Source organism: Candidatus Sysuiplasma jiujiangense (genome assembly GCA_019721075.1).
Taxonomy (GTDB): Archaea; Thermoplasmatota; Thermoplasmata; order Sysuiplasmatales; family Sysuiplasmataceae; genus Sysuiplasma; species Sysuiplasma jiujiangense.
Genome location: JAHEAD010000006.1, coordinates 83,837 through 101,216, shown reverse-complemented (window position 1 = coordinate 101,216; position 17,380 = coordinate 83,837). Strand labels below are relative to the sequence as shown.

The 17,380-nt window shown below is 50.1% G+C and carries 17 protein-coding genes; 7 read left to right on the top strand and 10 right to left on the bottom strand.

The annotated features are described in order from the left end of the window. The first annotated feature begins 322 nt into the window (after positions 1–322). The 4 genes from KIS29_05275 (at position 323) to KIS29_05260 (ending at position 4,678) form a co-directional block, all read left to right on the top strand. A complete protein-coding gene (locus KIS29_05275; protein MBX8639733.1) occupies positions 323–1,717 on the top strand; it encodes a hypothetical protein in 1,395 nt (464 codons plus the stop codon). Beyond that, entirely contained in the window at positions 1,701–2,654 is a 954-nt protein-coding gene (locus KIS29_05270) for a hypothetical protein (protein MBX8639732.1), read from the top strand. Before KIS29_05275 ends, KIS29_05270 begins: the two co-directional genes overlap by 17 nt. Positions 2,655–2,819: 165 nt before the next feature. Further along, a complete protein-coding gene (locus KIS29_05265; GenBank protein MBX8639731.1) occupies positions 2,820–4,388 on the top strand; it encodes a UvrD-helicase domain-containing protein in 1,569 nt (522 codons plus the stop codon). Further along, on the top strand, positions 4,388–4,678 hold the full coding sequence (locus KIS29_05260) for a hypothetical protein (protein MBX8639730.1): 291 nt from the start codon (positions 4,388–4,390) through the stop codon (positions 4,676–4,678). Before KIS29_05265 ends, KIS29_05260 begins: the two co-directional genes overlap by 1 nt. Positions 4,679–5,347: 669 nt before the next feature. Here KIS29_05260 and KIS29_05255 read toward each other — a convergent pair. The 7 genes from KIS29_05255 to KIS29_05225 all read right to left on the bottom strand — a co-directional run bounded on the left by KIS29_05255 (position 5,348) and on the right by KIS29_05225 (position 12,663). Beyond that, positions 5,348–6,031 carry a hypothetical protein gene (locus KIS29_05255; protein ID MBX8639729.1) on the bottom strand — a complete coding sequence of 228 codons (684 nt, stop codon included), beginning with the start codon at positions 6,029–6,031 and terminating at the stop codon, positions 5,348–5,350. A 126-nt stretch (positions 6,032–6,157) separates the two neighbouring features. Continuing rightward, entirely contained in the window at positions 6,158–6,826 is a 669-nt protein-coding gene (locus KIS29_05250; GenBank protein MBX8639728.1) for a hypothetical protein, read from the bottom strand. Between the two features lie 51 nt (positions 6,827–6,877). After that, positions 6,878–7,378: a hypothetical protein gene (locus tag KIS29_05245; protein MBX8639727.1), complete on the bottom strand. Its 501-nt coding sequence runs from the start codon at positions 7,376–7,378 to the stop codon at positions 6,878–6,880. Continuing rightward, a complete protein-coding gene (locus tag KIS29_05240; protein ID MBX8639726.1) occupies positions 7,375–7,596 on the bottom strand; it encodes a hypothetical protein in 222 nt (73 codons plus the stop codon). Before KIS29_05240 ends, KIS29_05245 begins: the two co-directional genes overlap by 4 nt. A 304-nt stretch (positions 7,597–7,900) precedes the next feature. Further along, positions 7,901–9,034, bottom strand: coding sequence for a hypothetical protein (locus KIS29_05235; protein ID MBX8639725.1), 1,134 nt, complete (start codon positions 9,032–9,034; stop codon positions 7,901–7,903). Between the two features lie 252 nt (positions 9,035–9,286). Further along, positions 9,287–10,768: an Eco57I restriction-modification methylase domain-containing protein gene (locus KIS29_05230; protein ID MBX8639724.1), complete on the bottom strand. Its 1,482-nt coding sequence runs from the start codon at positions 10,766–10,768 to the stop codon at positions 9,287–9,289. Beyond that, positions 10,756–12,663 carry an N-6 DNA methylase gene (locus tag KIS29_05225; protein ID MBX8639723.1) on the bottom strand — a complete coding sequence of 636 codons (1,908 nt, stop codon included), beginning with the start codon at positions 12,661–12,663 and terminating at the stop codon, positions 10,756–10,758. The genes KIS29_05230 and KIS29_05225 overlap by 13 nt, the downstream gene beginning before the upstream one ends. Before the next feature lie 230 nt (positions 12,664–12,893). Between KIS29_05225 and KIS29_05220 the strand changes: the two genes are divergently transcribed. Then, positions 12,894–13,316: a hypothetical protein gene (locus KIS29_05220; GenBank protein MBX8639722.1), complete on the top strand. Its 423-nt coding sequence runs from the start codon at positions 12,894–12,896 to the stop codon at positions 13,314–13,316. Positions 13,317–13,574: 258 nt separating this feature from the next. Here KIS29_05220 and KIS29_05215 read toward each other — a convergent pair whose 3' ends face one another. Genes KIS29_05215 through KIS29_05205 form a run of 3 tightly spaced genes read right to left on the bottom strand, consistent with a single transcriptional unit; the run spans position 13,575 to position 16,270 of the window. After that, positions 13,575–15,260, bottom strand: a complete 1,686-nt coding sequence (locus KIS29_05215) for a carboxypeptidase regulatory-like domain-containing protein (GenBank protein ID MBX8639721.1) — start codon at positions 15,258–15,260, stop codon at positions 13,575–13,577. Continuing rightward, positions 15,220–15,546 carry a hypothetical protein gene (locus tag KIS29_05210; GenBank protein ID MBX8639720.1) on the bottom strand — a complete coding sequence of 109 codons (327 nt, stop codon included), beginning with the start codon at positions 15,544–15,546 and terminating at the stop codon, positions 15,220–15,222. The genes KIS29_05215 and KIS29_05210 overlap by 41 nt, the downstream gene beginning before the upstream one ends. A 7-nt stretch (positions 15,547–15,553) precedes the next feature. Beyond that, on the bottom strand, positions 15,554–16,270 hold the full coding sequence (locus KIS29_05205) for a hypothetical protein (protein ID MBX8639719.1): 717 nt from the start codon (positions 16,268–16,270) through the stop codon (positions 15,554–15,556). A gap of 181 nt (positions 16,271–16,451) precedes the next feature. Here KIS29_05205 and KIS29_05200 point away from each other — a divergent pair, with 181 nt between their 5' ends. Beyond that, a complete protein-coding gene (locus KIS29_05200; protein ID MBX8639718.1) occupies positions 16,452–16,901 on the top strand; it encodes a hypothetical protein in 450 nt (149 codons plus the stop codon). Positions 16,902–17,019: 118 nt separating this feature from the next. Then, entirely contained in the window at positions 17,020–17,328 is a 309-nt protein-coding gene (locus KIS29_05195; GenBank protein MBX8639717.1) for a hypothetical protein, read from the top strand. Positions 17,329–17,380 lie beyond the last annotated feature (52 nt).

Below are 17,380 nucleotides of genomic sequence, written 5' to 3'. Positions count from 1 at the left end.
TATACTACTAACTATTTAGACTCTTCGGTCCGAGCACACTGGCAATTCAAAAATCGAATCAAAAACGCTTATTTTCCTAACCCTTTATGGCCGCCATAGCACGCTACAAACTCTGCTTTTAAAATGCTTGAAGAGGCGTGGATAAAGAGCGGAGTTGTCGGCGACGAATTCAATGGGTTGTGTGTGCCTTACCATTTTTACCAGATATGGTCAGGAATCCTGTCATGGTCAACATTTCAACCGAGCCAGCGTCTCCAAATTTCCATTGACCAGATTACCATGATGAAAAACAGCCTTCCCCCGCCGAAAAAAAGTGATGGTCATGATGGTCAGCTGGTCAGAGCACGAAAAGAGGGAATTTTCTCATGGTCAGGGTATGGTAACCATGGTCACTTCGAAAATCGAACACAGAAGTCATGGGAGGGGTGTGCCACTTGTGCCTGAGGTTTCCTTTTTTTATTTTAATCCTGCAGTGCCCGTGGCGGTTGTTATCGTCTGCGACAAAAAAATACACGACGGAAAAATAGTCTGGCACACAGTCATATCACTATCTTACGCAGCTGATGTCGACATCGAAGGACAGTTCTTCCAGGAGTTCACCGGCGGTTTTCTGGATGAGGGAGACTGGACGACGAACCGGCCTAGTATGTTTGCGGCAGAATTTGTAACCGCTTTGAAGGCACACGGTATCGAATACGACGACAGTGTAAAATCATGGTGTAGCGCCTTAAATTCGAAATTGGCCGAAGCGGTATCGAAAGGTAAGAAGGGTGGAATCCCGCCGTCACGACTGATGCTGCGTACGACCTCAGTCGAGAGCTTCAGCCCAGAAAGGCTTGATATTCACATGTCTCTTGATTCGCCCTTTAGAATTGCCGGAAAGGCATTCAGAACACCTAATAGTCTGAACCTGTTTTTAAGGCAGCGTCTCGGCGATTATGAAACGGTGACTGAGACCACGTACGATATGTTGCTGAATTTCTGGAAGCAGATCGCAATTGAACGGCCGATTCAAGAAGATCCCCTTGCAGCCCTGTTGGTTGAAGCTCTGGTCCAGCGCCTCCTGCGCTTTAGCATATTAAGAAATTTTTCTTCTGATGCTTACGACGCAATCACCAATACAAATCAGGCGGCGGTTCTCCACGGAGATGCACTCTTCATCACATCATCTCTATTCGCTGAGGTTTTGGAGGACTTGAGTCTCAAACGTGACGCCGCCATGGTGACGCTGGCACCGTATCTTGCATCCGCTAAGTATGAGTCCAGACATCTGAGGAAAGAGGGTCGGAAGGATATTTCAAAAACCTTTCTCAAGATATCGTGGCCCGCGATAGTTCGCACGTTCCCACAGCTCGAGGGAGCAGTCAGAAGTCCCGGAACCGATGAAGACCATGCGGCAAAAAGCGTTCTAAGCGATTTGATCCCTGGGAAGATCGTCGGCTCAATCGATGAAACCGGTATGTGCTCCGTGAACGAGATGCCCGCTTTCCTCTGTTCAGACAACGGGGTTTCTCATTTTCATGTTGCTGCAATCCCAAAGCCGGATGATTGTCATGGGGCTTTCTTTCAGATTGAAACAACAACTTTCCTTCTCGTGAGAGCAGGTACTGTGGATTCATCACTGCCTTTCAATGAAATCGTTCAAAGGGATATCGTCGGTGGGATCTTCCTCGAACAGCCTGCGATAAGAGATGCTGAAAATGAAAAACGGTCATGATGATTTTCATGCGCAAGCGTACGAACTCAGGCTGCTAATGTCGGCTTCATCCAGTCAGCGTATGCTCATAATTCACAAATTCCCGGAACATCATGATCGGCTCGCAACATCCGAATGGCACGAACCCTATAGTTGTCCGGCCTTTCCCCTAGAATGGCATCCGCCGCTTTCGGGAGCGTTCTGGGTTCATCCCAAGACCGTGGCCGGCAGGACAGTCCTGTCAAACGAGCTTGTCCTCGAATCCGATAGTGATGACTACGAATTTATGGCACATGCGACACAGAAAGTATTGTGCTGGTTAAGGGACAACGGTGCTTGTCCTTGGCTTTCATGGTCGGGGAATAAGAGCTACCATGTTCACGTGCTTTTCACGGCGCCGATTGATGTCCCCGAGGAGATGGCGGCAGAATTCGAGTCAAATCCTGAGTTCGATGTGGCCGAATGTGTCCGCGACTATCTCAGAATTCTGGTTGAGAATGACACCGGCCTTCAGAATGCTTTTGATCCGGCATTGACGCACTGGTCGTCGTCGTCCCGCGGCAGGATGATCCGGATGCCAGGCTCGATACACCCCAAGTCCGGCGGATTTTGCACCATTGTCGATTCTGTGTCAAATACAAAGCCGATCGATCTTCCCGTGAGGAATCTCACGCAGAAGCCGCCGAGGTGGGACATCAGCATGTTTTCAGAGGGGCTTTTCAAGTATCTTGGAGCCAGACTGGAGGAAGAGCAGTGTAACAGCGAAACTGTCAAGATTGATCCCGCCGCACTGACGGGTTCGGTGGCATGCCTTCCTCCGAAACTAAGAATGGTTGTGAACTACCTCATTGCAGTGAAACCCCTGCCGCCTCACAGTGATGCTGCCCACAGGCTGAGGGTCTATGTTACTTACAGGTGTAAGTGTGCAGGAGATACATCGGGTCGAGCGATTGTATAATCCTGTTTATGATCGGCGGACAGTGGATCGGTCTCTCAGGTGGTTGATGAGCAGCAGTACCATGCATGTTCGCTATTCTAAGCTGAACGAGCTGCTCGCGTCGCTTGAAATTCCGATAGAACTCAAAACCAATTCTATTGTCGGTGAAGGGAAGGGTGATAGTTGATGGTTCCATGGAACGTAAAAAAAGTCGGACCCACGGACAGAATAATGCTCGAAAACTTACACGAACGAAACTTCATATTAGGCCCCCCGGGCTCTGGCAAAACAACCGCCATCGTCTCATTCGCCAATCAGGCGCGACACTTCGGTCAGAAATTCGAGGTTATCACTTATTCCCGCTCACTTGCGCAGGAGCTGAAGGCCAAGGTCGGGTGCGTCAGGGACGACGACGGGAAAGAGGTTTCTCCCGTACGCACGTTACATTCCTACGCGCATCACGCCCTGGGGCTGCTGATAACTGATTATCTGGGCGAGCCTGAATTGAAGAATTTCTGCAAGAAATTCAACATCGGATACGATGAGGGACATCGATTTGGGCATCTTTTCGACTGGGAGATGCTCAACACAAACGACGAGTTCGGACGCTTTTTCGGCGGTTACGATCGGTGGGTCGGCGGACTGAAGTCTGATTCCATATGCGCCCTCATGAACGATTATTCCAGGGACTACAACGAGATCGCAAAATGCTATGAGGAATTCAAGCATGGTCTCGGACTCCTCGACTATTCGGACATGATCGAACAGCTTGCGGAAGCGTCATGCAGCGAGGGGCCGGACATGCTGCTGGTCGACGAAACGCAGGATTTTTCGCCGGCGATGTGGCGTGCGGTGGAAAACATAGCGGAAGGCGTACAGGCGGTCGTGTATTTCACCGATCCCTGCCAGTCGATATACGGTTACAGGGGAGCGGATCCGGGTCTTGTGCTGTCCCGCATGAAGGAAGGCACAATCTTCCAGCTCGGCGCAACGCATCGATTCGGCAACCGGATTTACGGCCTCGCGTCCAAAATACTCACGGATTCGCATATCGATGATTTCGTTCCGTTCAGTCCGAATCAAAACAACGATCATGTGTACCACACCATGGTGCCGGCCCGTTTCCTGAGGGAAGAAGGAACAAAGGCGGTTCTCTGTCGGACACAATACTTTGCGTGGCGTTTGAGCAAGGCACTTTCGGAGTTGGGTTACATACCACTGTCGATAAACGAACAGCATGAAAATCTATCTCCATGGACACGACCTTTCGTTCGTTTCGTCAACGCATTGCACCATTTTCCGAGCGTGAGCAAAGACGATGCGTCAGCGATTAATTTTTTTCTACCGAAAAATATGTTGGTCGAACAGTGGTGGGAGGTGCTCGAAAGAAAAGGCGTATCTGTTGAAACGTTCCCGGCTCTCAATTATCCAAAGGAAGAGGTTTTCTCGGCGGCCCGTCTGCCGTGCAAATTCAAGCCGATTGCATGGGGGTGGGTCGGAACCGGCATAAATGAGGCGGACCTCTTGTTTATCGATACAGTCCACAGTGCGAAGGGTTTCGAATTTGAGCACGTCGCAGTCGCCGTCGACATCCCAAAAATGATCTACGACAACTGGACTGAAAACTTCGAAGCACGGATCCTGTACACCGGTCTCACACGGGGGCGTTCATCTTCCTGGATACTCGACCTCGGTTCGAAGTACACGCTGCCCATAGGGCGATCGGCAATCGAAGATCTGTGTGAGTGGATTTAATGAATAAACACAATGACATTAACATGGATAGTTGGTTTTCCATTGCCGAAAGATGGGACGCCAGGGGAGCACATGTGCATCAGAAATTTACATGCGGCAGATGCAATGAGAGACTCACCATCATCGAGCCTAATATTTTTTATATAGAGGGAAGCTGCAGCGACTGCGGTTTTGTCACTGGCGTAAAACTGGCAGGCATCGACATCGAATACTCCTCGGACGGCACCTGCCGTTACGGTCGGCCGGTGCTTCCACTGCGAGTCTGCAGGCCGAAGGAGCAACTCAGATGATGCATCATCTCAAAGTCCACTTCACGTCGTGGCGTCTCGACTGGCGCAGCCTGCTACAGCGGTGGTTTGAAAAGAAACATCTGAAGGGTTATCGAATACGCAGGAAGTCTATCTACACATGCGGTGCATCGCCTTTACCGTAAAGGTCTGTTTGGGGGTCTTGCCCTCGCATGGATCCGACTTGACAAGAGCGACATTGAGGATTACGAGCCCTACTGGCTTGGCGGCGGAAGTCGCAGGAAGGAAGGCGCACCATACAATACCATCGACCTAGAACCGCGTCTTAAGATGTTGTATTTAACACGGAAGGGCTGGTCCGTTGTTCTGAGACAAAACCGAGCCTCGCTCCTTCGGAAGACGATTAAAGAATGAAGGCACCTGCAGCGGCGTATCTCAAGAAGAAGCAGCAGGAGCTGGAAACTGTCCGGAGTCGCCCCGGCAGGCCGCCCGTATTTAAATCTTCCCAAATTGAGGAAAAAATTCCTCAATTTCGTCAGACTAAAAGTCGGACAGGGAAAAGAGGCGCTCCCAGTGATGGTAGGGCGCCATGCAACCCCCTCACAGCCACACCGATATGTGGTCATGGCACAACACTTTCAGGCGCATCGATTTCGAACAGCATTGACATATCCCGCTCACCATAACTTACCAACATCGATAAACAGCGCGTTAGCGGCCGGCAGCCCCGGCTCTTTCCTTGTATGTTGTGCCTATGAGATTGAATCTCACATTGGGGTACCTCTTCTTGATGCTGTCAAAACGCTTCCTGTATTCCGGTTTTTCTGATACAAATTCGTACAGCAACTCATGAACAAGGACAATCCATCCCTGACCGGTGATTTCGCACTCTATCGCACTTTGCAGGTATATGGCCTTGATTTCCAATTTCTCGAATGCCCTTCTCAACGCTCCTTCCGGTGCAGAACTGGCGCGGAAAGGTGTCTTTCGCATCTCCGGCACAAACATGAATTCCATCAGTGCGTAAGATTCTGATTCTCCATGTTCCTCAGAGGGAAATATGCCCAAATCCGGCTTCCACAATTTCACTCTATCCTTTTCACGTTTTCCTTCATTGATCATCCTGTAAAGCTTTTTGACTTTATTCTTGTTGAATATGGTACTTTCGTTGATAGGCACCTCAGTGTGAATTTCAACCCCGTCCTTTCTCAGGGTCTTTGAAAATTCAGTCGCCATCCAGTACTTCATATCTGATTCACACCAGAATGTATCTGGATACCATTCGTTAGGGTTGTCTTCTTGTGCCTCTTCCCTGATACTGTCAAGTCTTTCCTGACGGAATTTCTCCTCAAAATTCTTAATGCTGTTGGTAATAGCTTCTTCTACTTCGGTCATGACGACTACAACTCAAATGGCAGTTAAGACGGCATCGAAATATTTTTAACCACACTGATTTACGCAAAACAAGGAGGATCGAACAGGGGAAAGAGGCGCTCCCAGTGATGGCAGGACGTCGTACCTTCACACATCTTCAAGCAGCAGCGCCTGGGTGAACGTAACCGTCCCGCTCTGCCCCGGCAGAGGGAAGAACATGAGCACTAGGGACACGGAACTGACGGAAACCGCCGTGCCGAACGACATGTCGATTCTGCTGCTCATGGACGGCTTTTCGATCGACAGCTGCTTGCCGAGGACCGAGACGTTGTGCATGTATTGCAGAGGCACAACGATGGCCGCCACCTGGGACGTGGATGACCATGAACCCACAATCGCCGTGCCGTTGCTTATGTTGAACTCTATGCCGCCGTACACCATGCCGTAGGTAATGTGCACAATCTCGCTGACCGTGCTGACCGTGCCGTTGGGCGCATAGGCGAATGTGGCGTTCTCGGGCATGATTGTGGCGATGACTGCCCCCGGCTGCGTGCCCTGCGGAGCAACATCATGGGCTACTTCCATCTGCATGATGCCTATTGCGAAGATGATTATTACGGCAGCGACAACGACTGCAATTGTCATCTTCAGCGCCTTCATGTGTGCCCTGCCCGAAACGGCAGGAATCACGGCGCCGACAAATGCGGCGACAATGCCGGCCACTACCAGCGTCATTGAAGGCGACACAATTCCGTAGTAGAGGCATGCCGCAGCTATCGGTATGCTGATGAGCAGGCTCTTCCTCAGTTCGTTCATGCGGATTTCACTCCCTTCTGTCCTGATGCTGCATTGCGTTCTGCCGTATGCTCAGCCTCCCGCTGGAACAGGTACTGCATGGTATTCGACGGAATCGCCGGCAGGCACATGAAGAACAATCGGGGACACGACGGTGAACGTTTCTGTGACGTTAACCTCAGGCGTGATCATGACTTCCCATGTTGCGCCGCCGGGAGGGACTGAAAAGTTAAGCGCCCCGGATAGCGCATACCCTGTCTGCCAGACTGTTTTCACCAAGCTTGTGCTGTTGGGATAGAAGTATATGAGCGAGAGGGAGCATCCGCCCGTCGAGTTCCATGCGCCTTTCACAGTGACAGGGGCGGCACCCTTTACCCTCAGCGAAAAGAGCATGATCGAGCCTGAACTGTTGACCGAGCCGCCGGAATAGAGTGGCATCTTCCATCCGGCCGGTAACACCGTCAGAGTACGGGCATGACTGTCTGGCGCTGCCATGGTCAGATAGGCCGTCACGCCTGCAGTTGCCGCGATTAGCAGTACCGCAACCATGATTGCAATGTACTTTGCGGTCATTCACCTCTGCCTCGTTTCATCGGCCAGGTGCCTTCCCTGGCCGCCGTCTTCTTCACCTCCGCCTCATCCATCCACCTGTAGTTGCTTCCCTTCCTCACCCTGACCTTGCGGTGCATGGTCATCACATGCTCCTCCAGCTGTGTAGACCCTGACGCCTTTCTTGCCTGCGGTTCCTTGAAGAGGGCATCGCAGAACGGGCACTGGATATATTCGACCACACAATAAGATATGATAAAGGAAGGATATATGATATTCGGCATGGACGGCAACATAAGGCCGGGTCAGACACTTGGGTCAACATTGGCGGGAGTGTTATCTTTCGATCCGCGGCGGTATCGCAATGCACCTTCTCCTTCCTCCGCGTCAGATCCTGCTTGAGAAGGATAAGACGCATGTCCGCCGACAATTCGGACACTAACAGTCGGAGATGAAATTAATCAAAAGGTTTCATTGTCCGAAAGATGCATTCTCGTGCTTAACTGCACACTAAATGGTTCCTTTCGATGATCCGATCCTGATTGTTCAATTGCCAAGGTCGATGTAATCGATAATCGCATCATGTGATTGTATGCCAAGCCGATCCAAAAACGAGATAATCGATTTCCTTACATAATCCGCTGTTTTGCTCACAAATTCCGCCGAATCACGTGAGTTCCCGCGGTGCACTAATGAACTGCGCTCGCCATAAATTCTCTTCGCCTCCTTAAAAATGCGCTTTCTGTTTTCAAAGTCACTGCTTAGAAGTTTGGCCATTCTTGTAGAAATCTTATGCGTGTTCTCGCCACTCTCGTCTGACTTTTGAAACAAAATTTCGATCGCCACACACAAGTCAAGAAAGGCGTCTTCAGGCTTCTCTCTATCATAGGATTCATTGAATCTGCGAATTGCTCTTTCAATGAATTCATGCTTCTTAATAAGGGGTTCATAGTCTTGATAAAACCCCGTGAATCCGGCAATTTCAACAGGATTGAGTTGAGTGAGACCGAACACCCGCCTTATGCTGGTAAGACCGAACATGAACTGATCGGAAAAACAGGGAAGAGGTGTATTATGATGAATCCAGTATGTCCGAATCCCAAAGTGGGAAGGCTCATAAAGTCTCAGTAATGCCGCGAATATTTCGATTTTTTCAGAAATGGCGCGTAGAAAAGTTTCGATTTTGAGGATCTCGGTTTCATCAATTTGTGTGGGCATGGGTTTTAAGATTTTTTCAGTCTCGGCCGGAAATTCCAAAACATACCTGATTGCATACCTCTCGAATGCTGGTATCTGCACAGTGTCGTTTTGATATATTTTATCGAATTCCGTGTCTGTTATTCTTCTGATACGAACTCCATTGTGTAACACGATAGGTGAGTTATCCGCCCTGAATTGACTTATGGGAGCGATCACGCTCAATTGAACTGAATCCGTATAGAAAAAATTCTCCCAATCTGCATAGGTATTTGAAAAAATCTTCTCATTAAACACAGGTCTGCTTTCCCCATTGAGTTGCCGAAGGAGGATATCCGAAATAAAATCCCATGAAGAAACTGACCGCATCCCTGAGAAGTCCCCAACAACAGCCTGAGTATCGAGATGCCTTGATAGAACAACATCATTTGCAATAATATTTTTCAATTCTCCAAATTCAGGCAGGTTCTGTATTCTGCCCATGCTCGCAAAAAGTAACGCATGAAAATCGAAAACAGCGGTTTCAATCGGCTCTACAGTGTAACTTGCTGGCGGGTCGCCAACTGGACGGTACACGACAGAATTGGTCTTGTATTGCTCCGATACGAAATTTTCAACCAGGACTGCAAGCGCCTCCGAATTCAGTTTCCTTGTTATTTCAAAGAGCCTGATGTTTTTAACCATGATAACCGTACCATCCGCAGGATTGAAAACAGAACATTAAAACACTCATAACTACGTCTCTCCTTCTCTATCCAAAATCGGACGATCCGTAAAATCTTCAAGTATTGAACCTTCTCCCTTCTGCATCCTGAAGGATAAGTCAAATTTCGCCAAGAATTCGGACTGCTCTTCGTTAAGCCCTATGATGTTGAATAGTGCAGAGTCGATTTTCCTGATGATGTCGTATGAATCGATCGTGTTAATTGTCTTTATTTTTATAACATAGCTTTCCTTCGTCCCTTTTTTCCTGACGTTGATTACTTCGGCCGAATGGCGTTCGAAACTGTCCGTCAGTTCATCGACTAGTCTGGTGAGCTCCGTTCCATCCTGCTTGCTCAATTTATCCAGATTCAGAGGGAACTGTTTTATGTGAGAATCGAGAAGGTCCCTGCCGTCCGACCATATCGTGAACCACCAGTAAAATATTGATGAGCACAGCAGTGCGATCACTGCATCCGCCTTGTTTTCGGGGAATGCCAATTTTTTGTAATGATCCGAAATGGACACGTCCTCCAGATTCAGGGGCGTTATCACACCGTCGTTCTCCCTGTATTCGGAATAGTATTCCACCTTCGGCACTGCGCCGTCCCTGTGCGCATGTATCCAGTACTGTGGTGCGTTGTGGTACCATATGGGCACGCCGTCCGTTGCGCAGAAATCGCCGAGTCTTTTCCCCTCGCTGGATTCCATGAGCCGTTTCAATATCTCCAGTTCCAAGGGACTGCCGAGTTTCGGAATAAGCGCTCCGGGCTCATCCGCCTGCCACGGAACGGTCCGAATCCTGTTGAAAAGCTTATATCTGTCGGCGGTTCGCCATCTGTTGTATCCTGAAACCTCGAGTCTTTTCAACCGGCCGCCCTTCTCTGCAACGAGGATGGTGGATCTGCAGTGCTCCAGACCTGAGAAGATTTTCCCAGGCCTGTCGTCGAAGTTGTAATACCATGCCGACGATGAATTTTCGTGAACGAACCTCCTGATACTGCCCATCCTGTCCGTCGAAACAAGGGATACCGGGACTATCAATGACATCCTGCCTTCCGGTCTGGCGAGATCGAGCGCCCGCTCGATGAAATAGGCGTAAGTGTTTCCGCAGTCCTTCGATGCGTAGAGCAGAGGCACGGACGGCTTGCCGCCGTTCTTCGGGCCTCTTTTCATGCATCGGATTATCGCGATCTCGATCGCGCTGTAGTTCCTGTCCTCTATGTAAGGCGGATTGCCGAGAACGACGTCAAAACCGCTCCGATCAATTGCCTTGTTGAAGTCGACAAACCAGTGAAACGGATTCAAGCGCCCAAACTCTTTCGATATCTCCCTGAATTTCTCTTTGCCCGTGTTGCCCTCCCTGGACAGCATCGACAGATAATACGTGTTGAGCACTTCGTACAGTCTGTCCCTGATTTGCCGCATGATTCGTCTGAGTTCTATCGCGTTCTTTCCGTGTTCCCCGGCGTAGATGTCTATGAGGCTCCTGTACCCGCCAATCACGGATGCCATCTGCCCGCCAGAATGCTGTTCCTGATGCTTGCCGCCTTTAGCGGATGTACCGAAGACAAACCCATGAAAAGTTCGCCGACCGCATCTTTGTTCCACAGGGTCAGGGTCAGCCTCTCCGTGGAAGGCATCCTGAGGCCTATGAGGCTGTTTCCCGCGATGATATTGAAATCTATGTTCGGCAGCGCTTCAACATGCCGTTCGCCTTTTACTTCGTCTATGAGGGACAGCCACAGGCGCAGCCTGGCTATCTCAACAGCATTCGGATCTATGTCCACGCCGAAGATGTTCTGCGAGATGATGTCTCTCTTTATCCTGTATCTGTCGGCCCTGCCGCCGGCGGCTTTTATCAGATATTCCTTTATGCGGACAAACTCCGAAAGGATTGCCGTCAGGAAGTGGCCGGAACCGCAAGCAGGATCCAGCACAGTGATCCTTTCCACTTCGTCTATCATTTTCCTCAACAGGTTCCTGTCCGTCGGCAGATTCGCGGGATCCAGGATATCGCTCAATGTAGCGCACCGGGAGAGAACGGACTCGTCGAAGCCCGCCTCTCTCAACGTCCGGGTCAGCCGCTCATGAACAACCGGCACCAGCGTACTGGACACGATGAACTCGACAACATCATTCGGTGTGTAATATGCACCCTTCATTTTCTGACCCATGTTTCCCGTGCCCGAAATGAAGTTTATAGTCTTCTCGAAAATATAGCCCAGGATGTCGGGATTTATGCCTTCGCCGGTCTTGAGCTGGAAGCGGTACCTTTCAAGCAGATCCCTGACGACAAGTTCTATGCCGTCGTTGCCGACATCGTATTCAGATTCGAAGCGTATCACCTCCCTGAACAGTCCGCCGTTGAGATACGGCAGACTGGCAAAGACAGGGTTGCCCGCAACGTGCTCCGGCCTTTCATTCACGGGAGTGTTGAAAACATTGTAGAACAGCGGCTTAAGCAAAGATGCGTAGAAGGTGGACGGCAGCCTTGATGATCTGTACTGGTCGAAAATGCTGTTCAGCAGATTCCTGTCCACTATCCCTTTTTCCTCCAGGAATTTTATGAAAATCAATCTGTTCATCAGAATGACGGCGAACAGGTTTTTCTCATTCTCGCCGTTTGCATGCGCCGGAGCGTTTATCTGATCTAGAAGACAGCCGCCTTCGATTTTTCCCCCATTTACGTCTCTTCCGAATACGGCTCTGACGTAATGATCGTAGAACGACTCTGAAATCTCCTCCTTCTTCTGCTCGACCCTTAATTCATTTGCAGAAAGGAAGTCGAGAATATTTTCCGCATGCAGGCGAAGAAAACCTTGCCGTTCCCCTGCCAGTTCCTTGTCATCGAGGAGAGACGCGGCGTTCATCGCCTTCAGAAATGACTTCCTGAGGTCAAAGCGCCGGACTTCCCGCACATCCAGCAGGGATTTGTCGAATTTCACGAGGATCCATTCGATGCCGTTCGTTGCCATTCCGTAGTCCGTCTTTGAGGCGCGTGAAAAAAGCCATTCCCTGATTTGTGAAATGCCCTCTCCCTCCCTTCGGAGGTCTGCGTTCATTGGTTCCACCTCAACGTAGAGTCTAGGATCGTCGGCACTCACCGGGCTGACAAAATAATCAGGTGCCCTGATGCCGTGCGGCGTGGGCATCGTTGTTTCCCTGATAGACGAAAAGCGCAGGAACTCGAGAAGGGGATCGACCACAAATTGCCGGACGAGTGATTCAGGCTTCTGTCCCTCTATGAGATCGTCAGCCCTGTACTTTCTTGAATTGGCTATGATATCCTGAAAACGATCCACGCTTTTGAAGTGCGTTTTCAGGTTTCTCACAATCTCATTCAGCTTCCTTTCGAATGCAACCTCGAGTTCAGCATCGTTCTCTCTTCCATGCAGATTCGATTGCATTGTATCTCCTTTCACTGTTCCGCTATTGTACTTCTTAACGCCCCTTCTGCATTTCTCATTCCATTCGCCCCGTTGCCAATGGACGGCGGATTCTTTATGCGCCCATGAATAATCCGTTCAGCCGTCATCGCCGCCGCAATGGTAAGACGATATGATAAGACTTGCTTCGCAGGAAGGACATTGCCCTTCCCCCGGTCACCGCTAAATATCCTTTAACGGATGACACGTCCATGCAGCGCTCAATCTGCAGGTTCTGTTCTCACGCCATCACCGACCTGTACGGCGACTGGTTCCACTATTCTGATGCGGCCGGCAGCAGGACGGCATGCGCGGTGTGCGGCTGTGTCAGGGCGATGCCGACGAGGAAGTCGGGTAGAAAGGCGCAGTGGACCGATGAGCAGCCCGTCCCCCAGGCAAAGAAGCAGTTCACGGCTGTGCGGCAGAACGGCGCACCGCATGAGTTCAGGCCGGAGATAAACTATATCGCGAGGGCATACACGAAGTACGTCCGCAGGGTGCTGGCCGGCAGCATGCCGTCCGATGAGCGTTTCAGGATGCTCGACGCCGCAGACTGGCCGAGGAGGATGAAGGTCAGGGCAAAGAGGAAAGACGCCCGGCGGATATTCGTCTCGAGGCGCCGCCGGACGCAATGACTTGCCTCGGCATGTGAAGGGACGGCCGCTATATCACTCTTGACACGATGCTGAAGGCAGACGGGCTTTGCTCCTAAAATGCCAGAGTGGCAGAATTCAGGATCAGATTTCTGATTTCAGGAGCGAAGCCGGGCAAACGGGCTTTGCTCCTAGAATCCATTCTGCTCCCAAATTCCTCTATTTTTGGTATTACAGATGCAAAGGTGCTTGAATCGGTTCGTCAAAGTGCTTGTCCAAGCTGAAGACACACAGACCCGTTCAAGGGAACTTATCAGGCACCAGAATGCCATTTGCTATGTAATCTCCTTGAACGCCAGTATCGTTGTGGAAAACTGATGGTGGCGATGCCGAGATATCATACACAGTGAAATTCCCGTTGAGAACCGTAATGTTGTAGACTTGTATCCATGTGCTGTTAAGCGGATCGAAAATTTCCATTGTATTGTTGAGTTCTCCAAGGGGCAACAGCTCCTCTGTTCCGTTTTGCAGTTGAACGTACAATGGCTGGTCCTTGACCCCGGAGATGCCTATTATGCCATCAATCTCCCAGACATGGGAGACATTAGACACGGTTATGCCGTTGACAATGCCTTGAATCAGAGACTCATTGCTGAAATCATACGACAGTATCTGTTTTCCTATTGTCAAATCCTGCACGGGTATCGTCTTGCCGTTGAACAGTGTTATGCTCGTACCAAACAGAACGCAGCCTGGTGGAGGGGTAGCGTGATATTCAAGAGTCTTGTTCCACCACGCATCGCTGCTCAGCGACACCGTCACGCTGCCTGTTCCGGTGTAATAGTCATAATGGCTTGCGCTCATGTCATACGTGCCCGCAAAGTTAGTGAGTATCTGGTAGTATCCGTTGCTGTTTGTGGTGGCAGAATCCGACTTGCCTGAAATCGTCGCAGTAACGCTGGCACCTGACAGCCTGCCGTTGCTGCCGTATACGTATCCTTTGATGTATGTTGCAGGAATCGTAAGGTCCAGTGCCAGTGTGTAGCCTCCAACATCCCCGTTTCCATTTGCAGTTACCTCATAGTAGGTGCTGTTTGCACTGCCGAACGGCGTTACGTAGTTTCCCCAGACCCAGTATGATGCACCGGGAACACCGAAGAATCTGTACTGCCCATACTGGTTCGTCTGTTCCTCGTATGCAATCCCGGTTGTTGTCTCAATGTAAATATTTGCGTTCGCAGCAGGAACACCGGTGGACGTGTAGGCTGTTCCATACAATTCGTTTGCAGGCAGGGCGGAGAAATTGAAATAACGCGCAAGACCCTGCCAGTTTCCGCCGCCGGGTGTATATGTGGAATCGTATGCCTTGACTTCGAAAGTGTGAGAAGAATCATAAGGAGCAGAAATTTCTATCATGAATTCCGCTCCAGTGGAATAGATGTTTTGCCATGCCACGGCCTGCCCATTGGAGTTGAAACTGTAATTGCCCCCTCCCGTGGCGTCTTGCTCATACATTGTTGCATTTCCGCTCAGTATACTGGCGGAGGCCGAACTCATGCCAACTCCTTCCAGGTCGGCTGCAAGTGAAACAGTGTTCTCCACATATCCGACAATAGGCAGATAACCGAGTATATCGAGCGCTATTCTGAACAGTGTCTGATTGAGTACCCCCTGATCTAGTTTGTTGGATGAAATATTTGCCCCTGTGTTATTGTTTGTTATAAGGTAGGTTGTTACCTCGTTTGTCGTTGCATTCCCGATGATGAGACTTATCTCCGGCGCTGCCGTCATTATTTCGGCCCAGACACTTGTCTTTGCTCCTATACCAGCGTCCACCGTCACGGGGAGGTCAACTATAAAATGACCATAATTCGGATCGTAGTAGTATGTCACTTTCAAATCACCTGGAGAAAGTGTAATTGCGTTCTTGATGCCAGAGTCTGCGCTATTCGCTCCTTCGCTCATGTTGGATGTGTAATTCGGCATATACCCCACGGATCTGGATTGGGTTAGATGAGGTTGAATTGATTGCTGTAGACATATACACTTCGAAGTTACCCTCATAACCAATCCACCCAACATGGAGTTCGCCGATCGCTGGACGGGATGATGCGGGACTTGCATTTGCTCTTCCTGTTGCAATTATTGATGCTCCTGCTGCGATGAGCAATACTATGAGGACGATGCTCACAATCCTCTTTCCAGCACTCACTGCATTTGAAACACGCTCGGTGCGAATCGGCCAAACCCTGCATTTATCTCCTTTTTCCATAGCGCACTCATCCCCCATATTCAAAGACAACAAACGCGTTGGCGCTCACAGGCCTGCTCAGTCCCTGCAGCGTCACCACGATCTGGAAGACATGGGAGAAGGGCGGGGATAGCGGAACGAATGCAGCTATATTCGCACTGTACGAGGTGCCGAAGTTGTAGAAACTGTTCTTTGCCTGACCGTCGAGTGAAAATATGGAGTACTGGTTCCTAAGTGTGGCGTGGGACGATGCACTCCCCGTTCCGGCAATCTGGTTTCCAGGAACCGGAAAGGATGCATTGAATGTGCGATTCATCCAGTATGAGTACGCGCCAAGCGGAATGAGCTGTATCATGCTATTGGTAGGGTTGCCGTAGTCATTCAGGGATATCGTGAGACCGCTGAGATGGAGATTCGATGCGAAGTGCCCCTGTATCCACAGCACAACTCCTATCAGGAAGGCATTAATGCCAGCATCGTAGTATCCACCGACCCAAAAGGTGACGTTCAGGTATGAGGCGTAATAGCCGCTCTCGTTAACGTAGGTTGTTGTGTTAGCGTATGATGGTGGTGTGCCGACAGTGGAAGTAGCCACGCTTGAATTCAAGATATGTACATTCAAAGACTTAGAAGAACTGACTTTAACCGTTATGGGCGGATACATGCTTCCATATGCGGCAACAGAAACAAATGACAGGACTACTGCTACAGCCACGAAACCATATACTGTTTGCCGCCTTTTCATTGGAATCAACAGTCAGATCCCTTGATATATTACCATTAAGCCTAATGAAGCAGAATGAGTTGAGGTGTATAATATTGTTTTGACTTCGGTGTCTCTGACTCCAAAAGCCATTCTGCTCCTAAAATATCGAAAATCGGAAAATTTAGGAGCAAAGCCGGGCAAACGCAAAAGCTTTTAGGCAATGATAAGGATCGAGTGGGGAGAAGTGTTTCATACGGGATATCTTCAAAGAGCGGCGGCATCGGGCCAGATCGAACCGACCAACATAAACATCAGCCGTGGCGATTGGCAGTATATCGCACAGATTGAATATGATGCAATGCAGGAAGCAATGAAGAACGAAGCCGAGGCGGCCAGTGCGCGCTTCGATGCGGAACTGCAGCGCCAGAAGATGTTCGACAGCGCCGCGAGGACTTTTGAAGGCTTCCAGAATGCCGGCATATTAACGAATTTGACCGGCGCAATCGCGAACCGCCTGCGCATACGCCAGTCAGGACGGATGCCGATAGAGGGGACAGCCCCTTCGGCCGCTGCGCCCATGGCGATGGCGGCGGAAGTGCCGCATGTGTTTCAGGGAATCAACCAGAAGGGTTACTTTCTTGAGGCGCCCGAAGGCATAAAGTTCGCGTAAACCCTGCCATCATGGCATTGCACATTCGACGTCCTACCGTTTTCTCTGCCCGGTTTGCGAATTCTGGCTCACCACCCACTCTATACCCCGGACGGCCGCCGCGTTTACGGTGGTGTCGTTGTCTACAGTCCAGTATTTCAGCTTTTTAGACGGCATAGTGAATATATCCGGCATAACAACGCAGCCAGTCTATGTGCAGTTGCAGAACGGAACAGAGCAGTGGGTGTATCTCGGTCAGCTCAACAGCACCATGAAGATATTCGATCCGCTGAACGGCACATGGATACCCGTATACAGCGTAGTCATACGCATAGGCAACTGGACAGTGTATGAACCGGACAATGCGCCTTTCTCCCAGACTGGCCAGATACTGAGGGGAACATACATCGCAAACGGCATACTGCTTGACATGATGAAGACGACATAGGAGACCTGGGAGGCTCAATAGAAAATATGAAAAACATGACAATCAGGGCCCG

What these genes read in the sequence shown, in the direction of transcription:
- KIS29_05275 (MBX8639733.1), top strand. Translation starts at nt 323, where the DNA reads ATGATGGTCAGCTGGTCAGAGCACGAAAAGAGGGAATTTTCTCATGGT.
- KIS29_05270 (MBX8639732.1), top strand. Translation starts at nt 1,701, where the DNA reads ATGAAAAACGGTCATGATGATTTTCATGCGCAAGCGTACGAACTCAGG.
- KIS29_05265 (MBX8639731.1), top strand. Translation starts at nt 2,820, where the DNA reads ATGGTTCCATGGAACGTAAAAAAAGTCGGACCCACGGACAGAATAATG.
- KIS29_05260 (MBX8639730.1), top strand. Translation starts at nt 4,388, where the DNA reads ATGAATAAACACAATGACATTAACATGGATAGTTGGTTTTCCATTGCC.
- KIS29_05255 (MBX8639729.1), bottom strand. Translation starts at nt 6,031, where the DNA reads ATGACCGAAGTAGAAGAAGCTATTACCAACAGCATTAAGAATTTTGAG.
- KIS29_05250 (MBX8639728.1), bottom strand. Translation starts at nt 6,826, where the DNA reads ATGAACGAACTGAGGAAGAGCCTGCTCATCAGCATACCGATAGCTGCG.
- KIS29_05245 (MBX8639727.1), bottom strand. Translation starts at nt 7,378, where the DNA reads ATGACCGCAAAGTACATTGCAATCATGGTTGCGGTACTGCTAATCGCG.
- KIS29_05235 (MBX8639725.1), bottom strand. Translation starts at nt 9,034, where the DNA reads ATGGGCAGAATACAGAACCTGCCTGAATTTGGAGAATTGAAAAATATT.
- KIS29_05230 (MBX8639724.1), bottom strand. Translation starts at nt 10,768, where the DNA reads ATGGCATCCGTGATTGGCGGGTACAGGAGCCTCATAGACATCTACGCC.
- KIS29_05225 (MBX8639723.1), bottom strand. Translation starts at nt 12,663, where the DNA reads ATGCAATCGAATCTGCATGGAAGAGAGAACGATGCTGAACTCGAGGTT.
- KIS29_05220 (MBX8639722.1), top strand. Translation starts at nt 12,894, where the DNA reads ATGCAGCGCTCAATCTGCAGGTTCTGTTCTCACGCCATCACCGACCTG.
- KIS29_05215 (MBX8639721.1), bottom strand. Translation starts at nt 15,260, where the DNA reads ATGCCGAATTACACATCCAACATGAGCGAAGGAGCGAATAGCGCAGAC.
- KIS29_05210 (MBX8639720.1), bottom strand. Translation starts at nt 15,546, where the DNA reads ATGGAAAAAGGAGATAAATGCAGGGTTTGGCCGATTCGCACCGAGCGT.
- KIS29_05205 (MBX8639719.1), bottom strand. Translation starts at nt 16,270, where the DNA reads ATGAAAAGGCGGCAAACAGTATATGGTTTCGTGGCTGTAGCAGTAGTC.
- KIS29_05200 (MBX8639718.1), top strand. Translation starts at nt 16,452, where the DNA reads ATGATAAGGATCGAGTGGGGAGAAGTGTTTCATACGGGATATCTTCAA.